Genomic DNA, 17230 nt, shown 5'->3' on the forward strand with positions numbered 1-17230 from the left:
AGGCCGTCGACCCGCGCCGCGCGCACCGGAGGGACCACCATGCACCGCACCGGACCCTGGCTCCGAGCCGCCGAGGGGGCGATGCTGCTCGGTCCCGACGGCGTCCCCGCGCCGACCGTCTTCGCCGAGATGAGCGCACTCGCTGCCGCCACCGGCGCCGTCAACCTCGGCCAGGGCTTCCCCGACCAGGACGGCCCGGTCGAGGTGCTCGACGCCGCGGTCGACGCGATCCGCCGCGGCGTGAACCAGTACCCGCCCGGCCGCGGGGCGCCGGAGCTCCGGGAAGCGATCGCTGAGCACCAGGCGCACTGGTACGGGCTGACGGTCGACCCGGACCGCGAGGTCCTCGTCACCGCCGGCGCGACCGAGGCCCTCGCCGCGACGCTGCTCGCGTTCGTCGAGCCGGGCGACGAGGTCGTCACCTTCGAGCCCTTCTACGACGCGTACGGGGCGCTGATCCGTCTCGCCGGCGGCACCCACGTCACGGTTCCCCTGACGGCACCGGACTTCCTGCCGGACGAGGACACCCTGCGTGCCGCGTTCACCGACCGCACGCGGGTCGTGCTGGTGAACACACCGCACAACCCGACCGGGCGGGTCCTCCCCCGCGAGGTCCTGGCCACCGTCCTCGAGCTCGCCGAGCGGCACGACGCCCTGGTCGTCACCGACGAGGTGTACGAGCACCTCACCTTCGGCACACCGCACGTCCCCGTCGCGACCCTGCCCGGTGCAGCGGACCGGACGATCACGATCTCCAGCGCTGGCAAGACCTTCAGCACCACCGGCTGGAAGATCGGCTGGCTCACGGCGGCGCCCGCACTCGTCGAGGCCGTCGTCTCGGTCAAGCAGTACCTGACGTTCGTGAACGGGGCTCCCTTCCAGCCCGCGGTCGCAGCCGGGCTCCGTCTGCCCGACGAGGTGTTCCACGGCATCGCGCGGGAGCTGTCCGAGAAGCACGAACTGCTCGCGGGCGGACTCCGCGCGTCGGGCTTCGAGGTGATGCACCCGGACGGTGGGTACTTCGTCCTCGCGGACACCGCACCGCTCGGGTACGACGACGCCCGGGAGTTCTGCCTGCGGCTCCCCGGACTCGCCGGGGTCGTCGGCGTCCCCGTGTCGGCGTTCGTCCGACCGGAGCGCGCGGCGGGCTACCGGTCGCTCGTGCGCTTCGCGTTCTGCAAGCGCCGCGACGTCCTGTCCGAGGCGGTCAGCCGCCTCGCAGCCCTCGCCCCGACCCGCTGACCGGGAGGCGCCCCCACCCTCCCCCACGGCGCACCCCGTGCTCCGGCGCGCCGCACCCGACGTGCACGTCCGCCACCGTCCCGCGCGGACCAGCCGAGCGGGCCCCTTCTGCACTTCTCGCCGCACCGAGCCGCCGTTTCCGCCCGCTCGGCGAGCGCTGGCCACCCGGTCGCCCGGTCACCGTGAGTGGGCCTTCTCTGCACGTATCGGCGCACCAAGGCACCGTTTCCGCCCGTTCGGCGAGTGCCGGTCACCCGGTCCCCCAGGTACCGCAAGCGGGCCTCTTCTGCACGTCTCGCCGCCCCCAGCCGCCGTTTCCGCCCGCTCGACGAGCCCCGGTCCCCCAGCCACCCGGTCTCCCGGCCTCCGATCACCCGGTCACCGCGAGCGGGCCTCTTCTGCACATCTCGGCGCACCCAGCCGCCGTTTCCGCCCGTTCGGGGAGCGCAGCTCGTCGTTCCGACACCGGTCCGCGCCGGCTGTCCCCGCGAGCGGGTCGTTCCTGCACCCTCCGCACGCGGCTCTCCCGGTTCCGCCCGTTCGCCGTCGTGCGCTGGTCCGCGCTGTTCGTCCGCTCGCAGCAGAGGGCGAACACGACTGCACCAGGGGGCGCGAGCGGGCGGAATCGAGGCCGGAGCTCGCGCCGCGATGCCGGTTCCGCCCGCTCGGGGAGACAGACGTGCGGCAGAGGCGCGGGCGGGCGCAGCCTGTGCGGCGCGGGCGTGGGCGTGGGCACAGTCCGTGCCCGTGCGGGGCGTGCGCTCAGCGCGGGCGCACGTCGAACCGACGGAGCGCGAGCGAGGGGTTGACCGCACGGACCGCCTCGGTGGTCGCGGTGTCGATCGTCGCGACGACGGTGCCGGGCTGGGCTCCGCCGGCGGCGACCGCGACACCGGCGGGGTCGATCACCACGGAGTCGCCGATACCGATCGGCCCGGTCTGACCGACCCCGACGACCCAGACCGTGTTCTCGATCGCACGGGCGGTCAGCAGTGTGCGCCAGTGGTGTTCCTTCCCGGGGCCGCGCACCCACTCGGCCGGCAGGACCACCGCGTCGGCTGCGCCGACCTCGGGTGCGGCCAGGCGCCGGGTGACCTCGGGGAAACGCAGGTCGTAGCAGGTCTCGAGGCCGATGCGGACCCCGCCGAGCTCGAACACCGGCAGCTGGTCGGCATCACCCGACTCGATGCGGTCGGACTCCTTCGACCCGAACGCGTCGTACAGGTGCACCTTCCGGTACGTCGCCGCGATCGATCCGTCGGGCAGCACCGCGACCAGGGTGTTCCGGAACCGTCCCGGCGTCCCCGCGGTCTCGGCCACACCCACGACGAGCGCGATGGCGTGCTGTCGCGCGATCGCCCGGAGCCCGGTCACGAAGGGCCCGTCGAGCGGCTCGGCGGCGGCGACGAACCGGTCGTCGATCTCGGCGCTGAAGTACGACGTGTACTCGGGCGTCACGAGCAGGTCGACCCCGCGCGCGGCGGCGTCCTCGGCAGCGGCCTGCACGGTGCGGAGGTTGGCCGCCGTGTCGTCGACGGGAGCGAACTGCGCGGCGGCGACGGTGAGGGTTGCCATGGCCCGAGCGTAGCCGCGGCACGTCCTCGCTGAACGCAGCAGCGAGGACGACGAGCACGACCAGCACGACCAGCACGCCGTGCACGACCAGCAGGCCTCGCACGTGCGAGGTGCGAACGACGAAGGCCCCGGTCCGAGTGGACCGGGGCCTTCTTGTGACGCTTGGTTGCGGGGGCAGGATTTGAACCTACGACCTCTGGGTTATGAGCCCAGCGAGCTACCGAACTGCTCCACCCCGCGGCACATCCAATAGCCTACACACCCCGGTGGCGGGGCACAAATCGAGTGCCCCGCCACGGCGTGTCAGTTGCCGTTCTCGGCTTCGGTCGCGGCCTCGATGGCGTCCTGCAGGCGCTTGTCCGCCTCGGCCGCAGCGACCAGGTCGTTGTCGGCGTAGGCCTTCTGGCGGTCCTGCAGCGCGCTGCGCGCGTCGGCCAGGGCCCGGTCGAGCGCCTGGTTGCCGGTGTTGCTCGACGAGTCGCCCGAGCCGCCGGAGGAGGACCCTCCGGACGACGAACCGGAGTCACCCGAGGAGTCGGACGATCCCGAACCCGAGTCGGACGAGCCCGAGCCCGACGAACCCGAGCCCGACGAACCCGAGTCCGACGAACCGGTCGAACCCGACCCGTTCGCCGCGCCCTGGTCACCGGCGGCAGCACCGGAGTCACCGTCGAACAGCTCGTTGAGCGCCTGGTCGAGGGTGTCCTCGAAAGCGATCTTGTCGCCGAAGGCCACGAGCACCTTCTGCAGCAGCGGGTACGAGCCACTCGAGGTCGACTGGACGTAGACGGGCTGGACGTAGAGGAACCCACCGCCGACCGGCAGCGTCAGCAGGTTGCCCTGCTTCACGGTCGAGTTGCCCCGCTTCAGGATGTTCAGCTCCTGCGACACGGTGGTGTCACCGTTGAAGAGGCTCTGCACCTGCGCCGGACCCGGGATGTTGTCCGTCTTCGGCATCGTCAGCAGCGTGAGCTTGCCGTAGTTCGACGCCTTCTCGCCCTTGCCGGCACCACCCGCGTCGGAGTCCACCGCCAGGTACCCGGTCAGCACGTTGCGGTTGTTCGCTCCGGCCGACTGCTGCGGGATGTAGGTCGTGTACAGCGAGTAGGCGGTGTCCTGCCCCGGCACCTTCATCGTCAGGTAGTACGGGTCCTGCAGGTTGCCCTGCGACGCCGTGGTCCTGGTACCGAGGGCGTTCGTCGTCGTCTGCGACACCGTGTCCGAGTTGGCCTCGGAGTCGGTCGTGCCCGTGGTGGTCTCCTGCGGGGTGTTCCACGCGTCGTCACCCGAGTAGAACGAGTTCGCGTTCGTCACGTGGTACGTGCCGAGGATCGAGCGCTGCACCTTGAACAGGTCGGTCGGGTAGCGCACGTGGTCGAGGAGTTCCGCGCTCATCTGCGAGACCGGCTGCGTCGACGTGGGGAAGATCTTCTGCCACGTCTTGAGCACCGGGTCCTCGGTGTCCCACGCGTAGAGCGTCACCTTGCCGGTGTACGCGTCGACGGTGGCCTTCACCGAGTTGCGGATGTAGTTCACCTGGTCCGTGCGGAACGCCGACGAGTCGGTCCCGGCGACCGTGTCCGACAGGCTCTGGCTCTGGGAGTACGGGTAGGCGTCGCTCGTCGTGTAGCCGTCCACGATCCACTGGATGCGGTGGTCGACGATCGCCGGGTACGCGTCACTGTCGAGCTTCAGGTACGGAGCGACCTTCTGCACGCGCTGGATCGGGTCGCGGTCGTACAGGATCTGCGAGTCGCGGTTCACCGCGTCCGACAGCAGGATCTGCTCCGACTGGAACTTCGCCGCGTAGACGAGGCGGTTGAAGAACCCGCCGAGGCTCGGTCCGCCGTCGCCCTGGTACGTCGTCGTGGCGTTGCCGCCGTCGCTGTCGTCGGAGCCGGCCGGGTAGTCGAGCTCGATGTTCTTCGAGCCCTCGGGTCCGCCCACGATGGAGTACGGCGGCGAGGTCTCACCGAAGTAGACACGCTCCTGGTAGTTGCCGAGCTGCCCGTTCGACGGGATGCCGGACTCGAGGAACACCGGCTTGCCGTCGCTCGCGCGCTGGTTGCCGTAGGCCGCGGTGACGCCGAAGCCGTGGGTGTAGACGAACGTCCGGTTGTACTGGGTGTTCGCCTGCGAGCTGAGCCCGTCGAGGTCGATGTCGCGGACCGCGATGACGGTGTCCTCGGTCTGGCCGTCGATGTCGTAGCGGTCGACGTCCAGCTGGTCGGGGAACTGGTAGTACTGCCGGTACTGCTGCAGCTGGCTGAACGTGTCCGAGACGATCTTCGGGTCGATCAGACGGATGTTCGCCGTGGTCTGGGCGTCCTGCGCCAGTGCACCGGAGCTCGCCTCGGTCGTGGCGTCGTAGTTCTGCTCCTGCACCCCGCTCACGCCGTACGCGTCGCGGGTGGCCTTGATGTTGCGCTCGATGAAGGCCGACTCGTAGGTCCGCTCCGACGGCTTCACCTGGATGCGCTGGACGATCCAGGGGTAGATGCCGCCGATGACGATCGCCGCGACGAGCAGCAGCCCGGTGCCGACGATCGAGATGCGCCAGCGGCCGATGACGGCGGTGACGATGAAGAGGATCGCGACGATCGCCGCGATGCCCGCCATGATCTCGCGCCCCGGGATGACGGCGTTGACGTCGGTGTACTGCGCACCCGTGATGAGCGGGTTGTCCTTCGTCAGCGCGGCGTACTGGTCGAGCCACAGGCTGACGGCCTGCAGCGCCACGTAGACCGCTGCGGTGACGGCGAGCTGGACGCGCGCGGCCTTCGAGATGCGGACCTCGCGACCGCCGAAGCGGAGCGCGCCGTAGAGGTAGGTCGCGGCGAGCGCGGCGATGCCGGCGATGAGGACGACGGCCGACGAGTACGCCACGATCGAGCGCCAGAACGGCAGCTCGAACACGTAGAACCCGATGTCCAGCCCGAACTGCGGGTCCTTCTGGCCGAACGGGGTCCGGTTGAAGTACTCGAGCACCATGCTCCAGCGACCGGCGGTCGCGAGCCCGGCGAACAGGCCGAGGACGACCGGGATGCCGATCATGACCGCGCGGCGCAGGGGCTCGATGACCTGCTGGTAGCGGTCGAGCTGCGAGTTGAGCTTGGCGTAGACCGGGCGGAAGCGGAAGGCGAGCGCGATGCTCACGTAGACCGGGACCGCCATGCCGAGGAACCCGGCCACGAACATGAGCGTGCCCGCGATCCAGCGCGTGGTGAGGACCTGCTGGAACCCGAGCTGCGCGAACCACGCGTAGTCGGTGTACAGGCTGGCGAAGATGAAGAAGCCGATCACCAGTGCGGCCAGCACGATGATCGTGACCACGATCGGGACCCGCGGCGAACGCCGCCCAGCAGTGCCCGAGGTGGACGAGGTTGTCGTCACTTGATGTGCTCCAGACGTGTCGGACCGGCGGGCCCGGCGCGCCGGGCCGTCAGTGCTCCGATCCTATTGGTCCGGACCGACAGCGAAACTGTACGGGGACTCAGGAAGGCGAGCCGAGCCTCCGGGCCGGTCGGCCGGGAGGCGCGGATCGCGTCGAGCGCGCACGTCGCGCCGTGCGGGTGATCGGGTCAGGAGCCGCAGCGTGCGAGCCCGGCGGTGCTCTTCCCCGCGGCGATCGTCTCGAGGTCGGTGACCGCCTGGTCGAGCGTGGCGACCTTGTAGACGTCGAGTCCGTCCGGCACGTGGCCGACGACCTCGTCGCAGTTGTCGGCCGGCGCCAGGAACACGGTCGCACCGGCGTCCTTCGCGCCGTAGAGCTTCTGCCGGATGCCACCGATCGGGCCGACCTCGCCGTCCGCGGTGATCGTGCCGGTGCCCGCGACGTGCTTCCCGCCGTTGAGCTCGCCCGGCGTCAGCTCGTCGATGATCCCGAGCGCGAACATCATGCCGGCGGACGGGCCGCCGACGTCCTGCAGCGCGATCTTCACGTCGAAGGGGAAGTCGTACCGTTCGGTGACGCCGACCCCGAGGAGCGGGGTCCCCTGCTCCTCGCGGGGGGTGACCTCGACCTGCTCGCGCTTCCCGTCGCGCAGCAGCGTCACCGTCGCCGGCGACGAGGTCCCGTGCTCCGCGACCGCCGCACGGAGCGACCCGGCGTCGACGTTCTCGGTCAGCTGCTCCCCGTCGAAGGCCGTGATGACGTCGCCCTCGCGGATGGTGCCGTCCGCAGCGGAGCCCTCCTGCACCGTCCCGACCCGGAGCTCGGTCGGCAGGTCGTGGCCCTGGTGGATGAGCGCGGCGGCGACGGCGGACTGCTGCGACGACCGCATGTCGGCCTCGTCCTGCTGGTTCACCTGCTCGGTGGTGGTGCCCTCCGGGTAGACGGCGCTCGCGGGGATGACCGCCTCGGAGCGCGAGAACAGCGCGCGGATCACGCTCGTCCACGACGGGCGGTTCGTGGCGTCACCCTGGATGCCCACGGTGAGCATGTCGAGCGCGCCACCCGTCGGGTACGTCTCCGCCCCGTCGATCTGGATGAGCTCGACGTCCTTCGCGTCCTTGCCCTGCCCCTGCCGCTGCGTGCCGATCGTGTTGTAGACCGGCCCGGGCACCTCGATCAGGTAGGGGCTCGGCAGGAAGCTCGCCAGGAGTCCGAGCACGACCGCGCCGATGACGAACGCCCAGCCGACGGTGCGTGCGCGGGAACGGCGACGGGGCGCGGGGGCGAAGAGGGTCACGGACGTCCTTCCACGGGCGGGGCGCCCGCGGGTGCGGGCGGTGCACCCGCGCGTTGGCGGGTCGGTCGCCCGCGTGCTCGCGGGCTGTTCGCCCTCGGCGCAGCGGTCCGGGCGTCCCCTCGGGAGCATCCCGGGCGCGGCCCCGTGAGCAGCGGTTAGCGTAGTCGTCATGCCTGATCAACCGCAGCCGGGGCCGGACGACGACTTCCAGGAGATGCTGCGCAAGCTGCTCTCCGGAGAGGGACAGATCGACCCGTCGCAGCTCGCGGGCGCGGCCGGACTGCCGAACGACCCGGCGTTCGTGGCGAACCTGATGAGCCAGCTCCAGCGCGCGGCGCAGTCGGGCAGGGACGGCATCGACTTCTCGGTCGCGTCCGAGCGTGCGACCGCGATCGCGCGCGACGGCGGGCACCCGGTCGACCCGGCGACCGCCCAGGCATCGGACCAGGCGTTCCAGGTCGCCGCGCTCTGGCTGGACGAGGCCACGAGCGTCCCCGAGCTCACCGCGACGCCGAGCCTGTACACGCGGGAGCAGTGGGCGAAGGCCACCACCCCGGTCTGGGCGCAGATCGCCGAGCCGGTGGCGCTGAGCATCGCGAACGCGCTCACCGAGGCGATCGACCAGCGCGCGCCCGAGCAGCTCAAGGCCATGCTCGGCGACGTCTCGAAGGCGATGCGCGGCGTCGGCGGCGCCCTGTTCGCGATCCAGCTCGGCCAGGTCGTCGGGCAGCTGTCGAAGGAAGTCGTCTCCGGCGGCGACGTCGGCGTACCGCTCCTGGACGAGCAGGTCGCCGCACTGCTGCCGCAGAACGTCGCCGAGTTCGCCGAGGGCCTCGACGTGCCCGAGGACGAGGTCCGGATCTACCTGGCCGTCCGTGAGCTCGCGCACGCCCGGCTCTTCCGGTCGGCCCGCTGGCTCCGGCTGCACATCATCTCGTCGATCACCGACTACGCACGGGGCATCCACATCCCGTTCGACCGGGTCGAGGAACTGGCCTCGGAGATCGACCCGACCAACCAGGAGCAGCTGCGCGACGCACTCGCGTCCGGGGCGCTCATCCCGCCGCGCACGCCCGAGCAGGAAGCCGCGCTCGGCCGGCTCGAGACGATGCTCGCGCTCGTCGAGGGCTGGGTCGACACGGTCACCGCCGCCGCGACGGTCCGGCTGCCGAAGTCCGACGCGATCGCGGAGATGGTCCGCCGTCGCCGTGCCGCCGGTGGTCCCGCCGAGTCGGCCTTCGCCACGCTCGTCGGCCTCGAGCTGCGCCCCCGCCGTCTGCGCGAGGCCGCTGCGCTCTGGCAGCGCGTCACCGAGGAGTTCGGGGCCGAGGAGCGCGACGCCCTGTGGTCGCACTTCGACGCCGTGCCGACGTCCGAGGACGTGGACGACCCGGACGCCTTCGTGCTGCGGTTGCGGAACCCGGGTCGCTCCGCCGAGGACGACGCGTTCGACAAGGCGCTCGAGGACCTGCTCAACGACGCCTCCGGCGACCGCCCGCGCGAGGACGAGAGCGGCGGCATCGAGGACGAGGGTGGCCCCGCGGACGACCGCGCTGCGGGCGACGACACCCCCGGCGCCGGACCCCGCTAGTTCTCCACAGATCGTGACGGCCGGTCCCCACGGGGCCGGCCGTTCCGCCAGCGTGGGTGCATGGGCATCCGCATCGACCCCACGCTCGAGTTCGTCTGGCGCGACCCGGGGACCGTGCAGCTCGGCGTCGACCCGCCGCGCGCCGTCGTCCCCGTCCCGACCGTGGCCGAGGAGCGCTTCCTCTGCGCGCTCCGGCGGGAGACGAGCCGCGACGCCCTGACCGCCCTCGCCGGGACGACGGGGTGCAGGCCCGAGGTGGCGGCCCGCGTGCTCGGTGACGCCTCCCCCGCCGTCGTCGACGTCCTGCCCGAGCCGCTCGCCCGGGTCGAGGTCCACGGGGACGGCGTCCTCGCCGACACCGTCGCCGAGATGCTCTCCGGCGAGGGCGTGACGGTGGCCCGGACGGCCGCGCGCCGCGGTGGGCCGGTCGTGCTGCCGGACCCGACCCCCGCACTCGCGGTGGTCGTCGTCGACCACGTCGTCGACCCGGCGCTCCGGTCGGCGTGGGCGCGGCGCGGGACCCCGCACCTGTCGCTCGTGGTCGGCGACGGTCGGATCCGGCTCGGGCCGGTGGTCGTCCCGGGCGACGGCCCGTGCCTGCAGTGTGTCGAGTACGCCCGCGTGGACGAGGACCCGGCGTGGCCCGCGCTGGCCGCCCAGGTGTGGGGTCGGCCGGCAGCACCGCTGTCGCCCTGGCGACGCGCAGCGGTCGCATCGGCCGCGGTGCGGATGCTCGTGCAGCGCCTGCCCCTGCGGACCCAGGTCCCCACGACGGAGCAGGTCGTCTTCGACCGCGACGACCTGACGGTCAGCCTGCTGCCGGTGGCACAGCACCCTCGGTGCGCCTGTCGAGCGCTGCCAGGAACCGACTCGGCGCCCGGGCACCCCCGCGCGTGGAACCCTGCCGTGACCACGTGACGGTGACCGAGCGACGCGCGCGGGTCAGCCCGACGTAGAACAGCCGGCGCTCCTCGTCGACCTCGGCGTCGGTCGCGGCGTGGGAGATGGGCAGCAGCCCCTCGGCGGCGCCCACGACCACGACGTGGGGCCACTCCAGACCCTTCGAGGAGTGCAGCGTGGCGAGGGTCACAGCGTCGAGCTCCGGCTCGTGGTGGGTCGCCGCACGGTCGACCAGGTCCTGCGTGAACTGCTGCATCGTCGTGCCGGCGGGCGCGGCCTCGGCCAGGCCCATGACCGCCTGCAACGCCTCCCACTGGTCGCGGACCGCGCCGGTGCCGTCCGGCGGCGTCGGGGTCCAGCCGCTCAGCTGCAGCACGAGCCCGACCCGGCGGGTGAGCTCGTCGTCGGTCTGCCGGACGGCCTCGCCGCGCATGTGGTGCACCGCGAGCTTCACCTCGGGCCGGTCGAAGAACCGCGTGCCGCCCTGCACCCGGTACGGGATGCCGGCGCGACCGAGGGCGGACTCGAGCGCGGCGGACTGCGCGCCGACGCGGAACAGGACCGCGCAGTCGCCGAACGCCGCTCCCGACGCCACGAGCTCGCCGATGCGACGGGCGACGGTCTGCGCCTCGTCGCCGTCGTGCACGCAGGGCAGCACCTCCGGCTCCGGGCCCCGCTCGGCGGACTGCGCGACGAGGTCGAGCGCACCGGGCTGCCCGCGCATCAGGGTGTTCGCGGCGTGCACCACCTCGGGCGTCGACCGGTAGTTCCGTTCGAGGCGCACGACCGACCCGCGGGGGAACTCCGACCCGAAGCCCAGCAGGTACCGGCTCGACGCGCCCGCGAACGAGTAGATCGTCTGGCTGGCGTCACCGACCACGCACACGTCGTCGCGGCCGCCGAGCCACGCGCGCAGCAGGTCGTGCTGCACGGGCGAGACGTCCTGGTACTCGTCCACGACGAAGAACCGGTACTGCTGTCGGACGTACGAGGCCACCCGCGGCTCCGACTCGACCATGCCGAGCGTCGCGAGCAGGACGTCCTCGAAGTCGAGTTGCCGACGGTCGTCCTTGAGCTGCTCGTACGCCTTCATGAGGTCGATCACCCGCCGGGGCGGGGTGTCCCGCGGCATCACCCGGTCGGCCGCAGCGGCCTCGTACTCGTCGTAGGTGAGCATCTGCACCTTGCGCCACTCGACCTCGGCCGCGAGGTCGCGGAGCACCGGGGTGTCCACGTGGATCCCGACCGTGTCGGCGGCGTGCGCGATGACCCGTCCCTTGGACTCCACGATGCGCGGGGCGTGCCCGCCGACGGTGTCCGGCCAGAAGTAGCTGAGCTGTGCCATCGCCGCGGCGTGGAAGGTCCGCGCCTGGACCGTCCCGGCGCCGAGCGCGCGCAGCCGCGACCGGAGTTCCCCGGCCGCCCGTGTCGTGAAGGTGAGCGCGAGGACGTGGTTCGGCGAGTACGTGCCGGTCGCGACCCCGTACGCGATCCGGTGGGTGATCGCCCGGGTCTTGCCGGTCCCTGCGCCGGCGAGCACGGCGACGGGGCCGAGCAACGTCCGGGCCACGGTCTGCTGCTCGGCGTCGAGCGCCGCGAGCAGTTCGTCCGGCGACGGCGGGCGCACCGGTGCGGCACCGGTCGCCGCGCGGGGATCGGTCACGGCACGTCCAGCGGCCCGCCGTACCACTCCTCGATGATCGCGCGGGCGATCGACGTGCGGCCGGGCAGCAGCAGGGTGTCGCCGGCACGCTCGCGGACCTCGTCGCGCGAGAACCACCGGACGTCGAGGATCTCGACGCCGTCCGGTCGAGCGGTCGAGGGATCGCCGTCCACGGCGCGTGCGCGGAAGCCGACCATGAGCGACGCGGGGAACGGCCAGGGCTGCGACCCGAGGTACTCGGGCTCCTCGACGCGCACGCCGGACTCCTCCCAGACCTCGCGGCGGACGGCGTCCTCGAGGGACTCCCCCGGTTCGACGAAGCCGGCGAGCAGCGAGTAGCGGTCGGCGTCCCACGCGGCGTTCGACCCGAGCAGGATGCGGTCGTCGGCGTCGGTGACCCCGACGATGATCGCCGCGTCGGTCCGCGGGAAGAGCTCGTGCCCCTCGGGGTCGCGGCGGACCCACCCGCCGCTGACGACGTCGGACGGCGAGCCGGTGCGCGGGGAGAACCCGTGCACGGCGTGCCAGTTCGCCATCGCGACGGCCTCGACCGCGAGGCCCTGGTCGCGGGCGGACAGCTCGGTGCCGAACATGCGCAGGCTCGACCACGCCCCGTCGTCGGGCTCGATCGCGGCGGCGGCCGTCGCGTCGAGCAGCGCGGCGGCGAAGCGCGTGCCGGCGGGAGCGTCGGCGGCGTCGGTGACCGCTCGGCCGAGGTAGAGCGTCACCGCGTGCTCGGGCACCGCGTCGGCGCCCACGAACCGGAGCGCGCCGTCGGCGTCACGGAGCAGCTCGGCACCGCGGACCGGCAGCCACCGGGTGTCCGGGTCGGCGCGCAGGACGCGGTCGAGGTCGGGGGTGGTCCGGAACTCCGCGTCGCGGTCGAGTTCGTTGCGGGACAGCGGGAGTCTGGCGGCGAACTCGACGGTCACGGCGGGGTGCTCCTCGATCGGGACGGGTTTCTCAACGGGACCCTGTGGACGGTGCCCGGGCTTGCACAGGCCAGCGTGGCGTGCGCTCCGGCACCGGACGCGGACCTACCCTGAGGGGCATGGCGGGATCCCAGTTCACTCTAGCCGCGTTGGCGACCACGGCCGTTCCCGGTCTGGTCGTCACGGGCACGCGCACACTCGGCTCGGCCGCCTCCGGTGACTACGAGTCGGCCGTCCTCCGCGACGCGGACGGCGCGCTCAGTGCGATCCGTCGCCCGCGCAACCAGCGGGCCGAGGCCCGGCAGTCCGCGGACCTCGTCGCGATCCGTGCCCTGAGCGCCGGCATCCGTTCGCGTCTGCCGTTCGCCGTGGCCGAGTACCGCGGTCAGGCGCCGATCGGCTCGACCCGGGCGATCGTCACGACCTACGTGCCGGGCACCCACCCGACGCTGCGCGACCTGACCGAGCGTCCCGACCTCGCGACCGCCGTCGGCCGTGCCGTCGCGGCCGTCCACCAGCTGCCGACGAGCTTCGTGACGGACGCGGGACTGCCGTCGCTCACCCCGTTCGAGGTCCTGCGCTCCGCCGTCTCCGTGATGGACCGCGCGGTCGCCACGAAGCTCGTGCCCGCCGCACTCGTCGAACGGTGGGAGGGCGCTGCGCGCGACCAGCAGCTCTGGCAGTTCACCCCGACGGTCGTGCACGGCGCGCTGGGCACCGGGGTCGTCCTGGTCGACGGCGACTCGGTCACCGGCGTCCTCGACTGGGGCGAGCTCCGACTCGGCGACCCCGCGAAGGACCTGGCCTGGGTGCTCGCCGGTCACCGCGACGCCTTCGACACCGTGATCAGTGCGTACGAGGCGAACGGCGGGGGTCGGGACCGCCAGCTCGCCCAGCGCGCCCGCGTCCACCACGAGCTCGAGACCGCCCAGTGGCTGCTGCACGGCGTGCAGGCGAAGAGCACCGAGGTGGTCGACGACGCGGTCGCGATGATGCACCGGCTGGTCGACGCCGTGCAGACCCCGAGCGCGGCGCCGCTGCAGTCGGTCTCCCCCGAGACGATGGAGATCGGCGAGGTCGAGCAGTTGCTGTCGTCGACCGAGCGTCGACACGGCTGACCCGGCCGCCGCCCCGTCCGTCGCGACCACCCATCGGACGGGAGGCTCCCCGCGGCCCCGCCCCGCGCCTCCCGTCCGACACGGCGTCGGTCCACGTGCCGCAGCGGCCCAGCCCTGATCCGGCCGGCCGACGCACCGGGCCCGGCCGGTCGACGCACCCGGCCGGTCGACGCACCGGATCAGCCGAGCGCCTCCTGCCAGGCGCGCTCGAGACCGGCACGGTCGAGCAGCGCCGTGGGCCGTACCTCGAGGTCGTCCGCGACGAAGTAGAAGACGGCGTCCACCTCGTCGACCGGTCGCCCGGTGAACTCGGCGTACGCCACCCGGTACAGCGCGAGCTGCAGCTGCCGCGCGGCCAGGTCCGCCGTGCCGGTCGGTGCCTTGCCGGTCTTCCAGTCCACCACCTCGGCGCGACCGTCGATCTCGTACACCGCGTCGAGCTTGCACACCACGCTGTGCCCGAGGAACGGGATGTGGATCTCGCGCTCGACCTCCACCGGGGTCAGGTCGGCCCAGCGTGACCGGGCGAAGGTCGCCTGGAACGCCGCCAGTCGTCGTGCGTCGTCGTCGGTGACCGCGGCGTCGGTCGAGGCGTCCACGGCCTCGTCCGCGTCGAGGTCGCGTTCGTCGTCCCACAGGTCGAGGGTCTCGAGCGAGCCACCGCTGCGCGCGCGCTGCTCGACCCACTGGTGGAAGAGCGTGCCGAGCCTGGTCGCACGGTACGGCCGCTCCGGCATGGGCCGGCGCAGGCGCTCGGCGACCGCGTCCGGCTGGCCGATGTAGTCCTTGAACCCCGAGGCCGGGACACGGTGCGGGATCGCGACGCGGCGCCGGTCCGACCGTGCAGCCTGCCGCTCGGCGAGCAGCAGGTCGATGTCCGCCGCGAAGCGCCCGGCCGCACCGGGGTTCGCGTTCCGGACGCGCTCGGCTGCCGCGAGGACCCGGGCACCCCGCTGCCCGAACGGCACGTGCGGCCAGGTCTGGGTCGCCCCGTCCCCGCCGAGGGGGTTCTCCTCGTGCACGGTGCCGTCGGGGACGGCGTCGGCAGCGACGACCCCTGCCGCGACGAGGTCCCGGAGGTACCGACTCGGCGGCGTCGGCTTGACCCCGCCGGCCCACGACGACCCGGACACGAGCAGGTCGTGCCGTGCCCGCGTCAGCGCCACGTAGGTCAGCCGACGCTCCTCGTCCTCGTTCCGGGCCTTCACCTGCTCCTTGTAGGCCTCGATGGCGTCGACGACGCCCTTCTGGTCCGCGTGCCCCCGCCACTCGAGCCGCGGGAGCTCGTCGGCGTCCCCGCGGAACTCGTACGGCAGGCGGCCGAAGCCGAGCCACCCCGAGGATCCTTCCTGCGGTCGGGCGGGGAGCGCGCCCTCGACGAGCCGCGGCACCGCGACCGCGTCCCACTCCAGGCCCTTCGACCCGTGGATCGTCAGGATCTGCACCGTGCCGGCCTCCGGCTCCTCGGACCGCGGGCCCATGTCGTCGCGGCGGGCGGCGGCGTCGATCCAGCCGAGGAAGGCACCGAGGTCGGCGCGGTCGTCGGTCGTCACGAACCCGGCGAGCTCGTCGACGAACGCGTCGAGGAAGGCGGCGCTCCCCTGCTCGTGGGCGGCGACCTCGACGTCGAGCCGCATCTCCTGCACGACCAGGGTCACGAAGTCGACCAGGTCCCCGGCCGCCCGGGCCCGGAGCGCGGCGAGCTGCTGCCCGAGCTCGCGCATCCGCTGGCGGCCGGCGGGACTGATGCCCTCGAGGGCGCCGTGCTCGTCGGGGGCGCTCGCGACGAAGTCGAGCGCGTCGACGATCGATCCGTGCTCCCCGGCGGCGACGGACGCGCGGAACGCCGCGGTCAGCTCGTCGTCGAGGCGCTGCTGCGTGTGGTCGCGGCGGAACAGCCAGCGGGCGAGTTCGTGCAGCGCGGCGACGTCGGCGGCACCGACCCGCCACCGTGCGCCGGCGAGCAGGCGGATGAGGTCGTTGCCGGCCGCCGGGTCGTGGAGCACCCGGAGACACGCCACCAGGTCGACGATCTCGGGTCGCTGCAGGAGGCCGCCGGTGCCGAGCACGTGGAACGGCACCCGGTGTGCACCGAGCGCGGCGGTGAACGCCGACAGGTCCTTCCGCGAGCGCAGCAGCAGCGCCATCGAGCCCTCCGGCGAGGCACTCCGGCGGTCCGCGAACCAGCGGGCGACCGCGTCCGCCTCCTCGGGCAGGGTCTCGGGGAAGACGGCCGTCACCGTGCCGGCGTCCGCACCGGGTCGCGGCGCGAGTCGCTCCACGGCGACCTCCGACGCAGCCGACAGCGGGTCGACGACGGCGTTCGCGCCGGCGAGCACGTCGACCGGGTTGCGCCAGCTCGTGGACAGGGCGAAGGTCACCGGCGCCGGCGTTCCGGCACCGTCCGTCCCCGCGACCGGTGCGTCCGGTGCGACCGGTGCGTCCGGTGCGTCCGGTGCGACCGGTGCGACCGGTGCGACCGCGAAGTCGCGCGGGAAGCGGGCCAGGTTCGCCGCGCTCGCCCCGCGGAAGCCGTAGATCGACTGGTGCGGATCGCCGACCGCCATCACCGGGTGTCCGCGGAAGAGCCGGGCGAGGAAGCGTGTCTGCACCACGGAGGTGTCCTGGTACTCGTCGAGGAGCACCACACGGAACCGGCTCCGCAGGTCGTCGACCACCCGCGGGGCGGACTCGGCCGCGGCGAGCGCGAGGGCGATCTGGTCCGAGAACTCCACGAAGCCGCGGTCGACCTTCTGCCGTCGGAACTCCTCGACGAGGTCGACGAGCGGCTCCAGCGCTCCGATCGCTGCGACGGTGTCGGTCACGGCCTTGTAGGGGTTGCCCCTGGCGTTCCCGGGCAGCTCGAGCAGCGCACCGAAGTCGATCGCGAAGCGACGCAGGTCGGCCGGGTCGACGAGGTGCTCGGACACCGCCCCGGCGAGGGCCACGACGGCAGCGGTCACGGTGTCGACGTCGCGGTCGAGCCCGGCGAGCCGGTCGTCCCGCGCACCGACGACCACCCGACGGGCGAGCTGCCAGGCGGAGGGCTCGGTGAGCACCTGGGACTCGCCGTCGCGTCCGACCAGCAGGGCGTTCTCGCGGAACACGGCGTTGGCGAACGCGTTGTAGGTGGAGACCGTCGGGGCCTCGAAGGCGTCGCCGGCGGTCAGGAGCCCGACGTCCTCGAGCGCACGGATCCGGTCGTTGATGCGCACGGACAGCTCACCGGCCGCCTTGCGGGTGAACGTCAGCCCGAGCACCTCGGCGGGACGGACGAACCCGTTCGCGAGCAACCACACCACCCGCGACGCCATCGTCTCCGTCTTGCCGCTGCCGGCTCCCGCGACGACGAGCGCGGGAGCGAGCGGCGACTCGATGACCGCACGCTGCTGGTCGGTCGGGCGCGGTCGGCCGAGGGCGTCGGCGATCGCGTCGGCGTCGTGGGCCGCCAGGGGCGCGTCGGCGTCGTGGGCCGCCGGGGGCGCGTCGGCGTCGTGGGCCGCCGGGGGTGCGGCGGT

10 protein-coding genes and 1 tRNA gene are annotated in these 17230 nt (G+C 72.9%); 4 read left to right on the forward strand and 7 right to left on the reverse strand.

The window, feature by feature from the left end; genetic code table 11:
- The first annotated feature begins 39 nt into the window (after positions 1-39).
- Complete coding sequence (locus tag JOD95_RS05000; RefSeq protein WP_209683605.1) at positions 40-1242, forward strand: aminotransferase class I/II-fold pyridoxal phosphate-dependent enzyme; 1203 nt, start codon at positions 40-42, stop codon at positions 1240-1242.
- Between the two features lie 762 nt (positions 1243-2004).
- On the opposite strand, the gene JOD95_RS05005 is transcribed toward JOD95_RS05000, so the two are convergent.
- The 4 genes from JOD95_RS05005 to JOD95_RS05020 form a co-directional block, all read right to left on the reverse strand.
- The gene (locus JOD95_RS05005) at positions 2005-2817 is read right to left on the reverse strand and encodes a carbon-nitrogen hydrolase family protein (protein WP_209683607.1); all 813 of its coding nucleotides are present in this window, start codon (positions 2815-2817) and stop codon (positions 2005-2007) included.
- A 163-nt stretch (positions 2818-2980) separates the two neighbouring features.
- Positions 2981-3057 (reverse strand) — tRNA-Met (locus JOD95_RS05010).
- Positions 3058-3120: 63 nt separating this feature from the next.
- The gene (locus tag JOD95_RS05015; protein WP_209683611.1) at positions 3121-6150 is read right to left on the reverse strand and encodes a UPF0182 family protein; all 3030 of its coding nucleotides are present in this window, start codon (positions 6148-6150) and stop codon (positions 3121-3123) included.
- Positions 6151-6398: 248 nt separating this feature from the next.
- On the reverse strand, positions 6399-7508 hold the full coding sequence (locus JOD95_RS05020) for a S16 family serine protease (RefSeq protein WP_251154721.1): 1110 nt from the start codon (positions 7506-7508) through the stop codon (positions 6399-6401).
- A gap of 169 nt (positions 7509-7677) precedes the next feature.
- Between JOD95_RS05020 and JOD95_RS05025 the strand changes: the two genes are divergently transcribed.
- Together JOD95_RS05025 and JOD95_RS05030 are read left to right on the forward strand one after the other, a co-directional pair.
- Positions 7678-9099 carry a zinc-dependent metalloprotease gene (locus JOD95_RS05025; RefSeq protein WP_209683613.1) on the forward strand — a complete coding sequence of 474 codons (1422 nt, stop codon included), beginning with the start codon at positions 7678-7680 and terminating at the stop codon, positions 9097-9099.
- A 60-nt stretch (positions 9100-9159) separates the two neighbouring features.
- Positions 9160-10017 (forward strand): hypothetical protein, encoded by an 858-nt coding sequence (locus tag JOD95_RS05030; RefSeq protein WP_209683615.1) that lies wholly within the window; start codon positions 9160-9162, stop codon positions 10015-10017.
- Here the strand turns inward: JOD95_RS05030 and JOD95_RS05035 are convergent.
- Together JOD95_RS05035 and nudC are read right to left on the reverse strand one after the other, a co-directional pair.
- A complete protein-coding gene (locus JOD95_RS05035; protein ID WP_209683617.1) occupies positions 9908-11662 on the reverse strand; it encodes an ATP-dependent helicase in 1755 nt (584 codons plus the stop codon). The genes JOD95_RS05030 and JOD95_RS05035 overlap by 110 nt on opposite strands.
- Positions 11659-12594 (reverse strand): NAD(+) diphosphatase, encoded by a 936-nt coding sequence (gene nudC, locus JOD95_RS05040; RefSeq protein WP_209683619.1) that lies wholly within the window; start codon positions 12592-12594, stop codon positions 11659-11661. The genes JOD95_RS05035 and nudC overlap by 4 nt, the downstream gene beginning before the upstream one ends.
- Before the next feature lie 119 nt (positions 12595-12713).
- Here nudC and JOD95_RS05045 point away from each other — a divergent pair, with 119 nt between their 5' ends.
- Positions 12714-13712 (forward strand): phosphotransferase, encoded by a 999-nt coding sequence (locus tag JOD95_RS05045; protein WP_066652883.1) that lies wholly within the window; start codon positions 12714-12716, stop codon positions 13710-13712.
- A gap of 179 nt (positions 13713-13891) precedes the next feature.
- On the opposite strand, the gene JOD95_RS05050 is transcribed toward JOD95_RS05045, so the two are convergent.
- Entirely contained in the window at positions 13892-17164 is a 3273-nt protein-coding gene (locus JOD95_RS05050; RefSeq protein WP_209684429.1) for an ATP-dependent DNA helicase, read from the reverse strand.
- Between the last annotated feature and the right edge of the window lie 66 nt (positions 17165-17230).

The organism is Curtobacterium sp. 1310 (assembly GCF_017834105.1).
Classification (GTDB): Bacteria; Actinomycetota; Actinomycetes; order Actinomycetales; family Microbacteriaceae; genus Curtobacterium.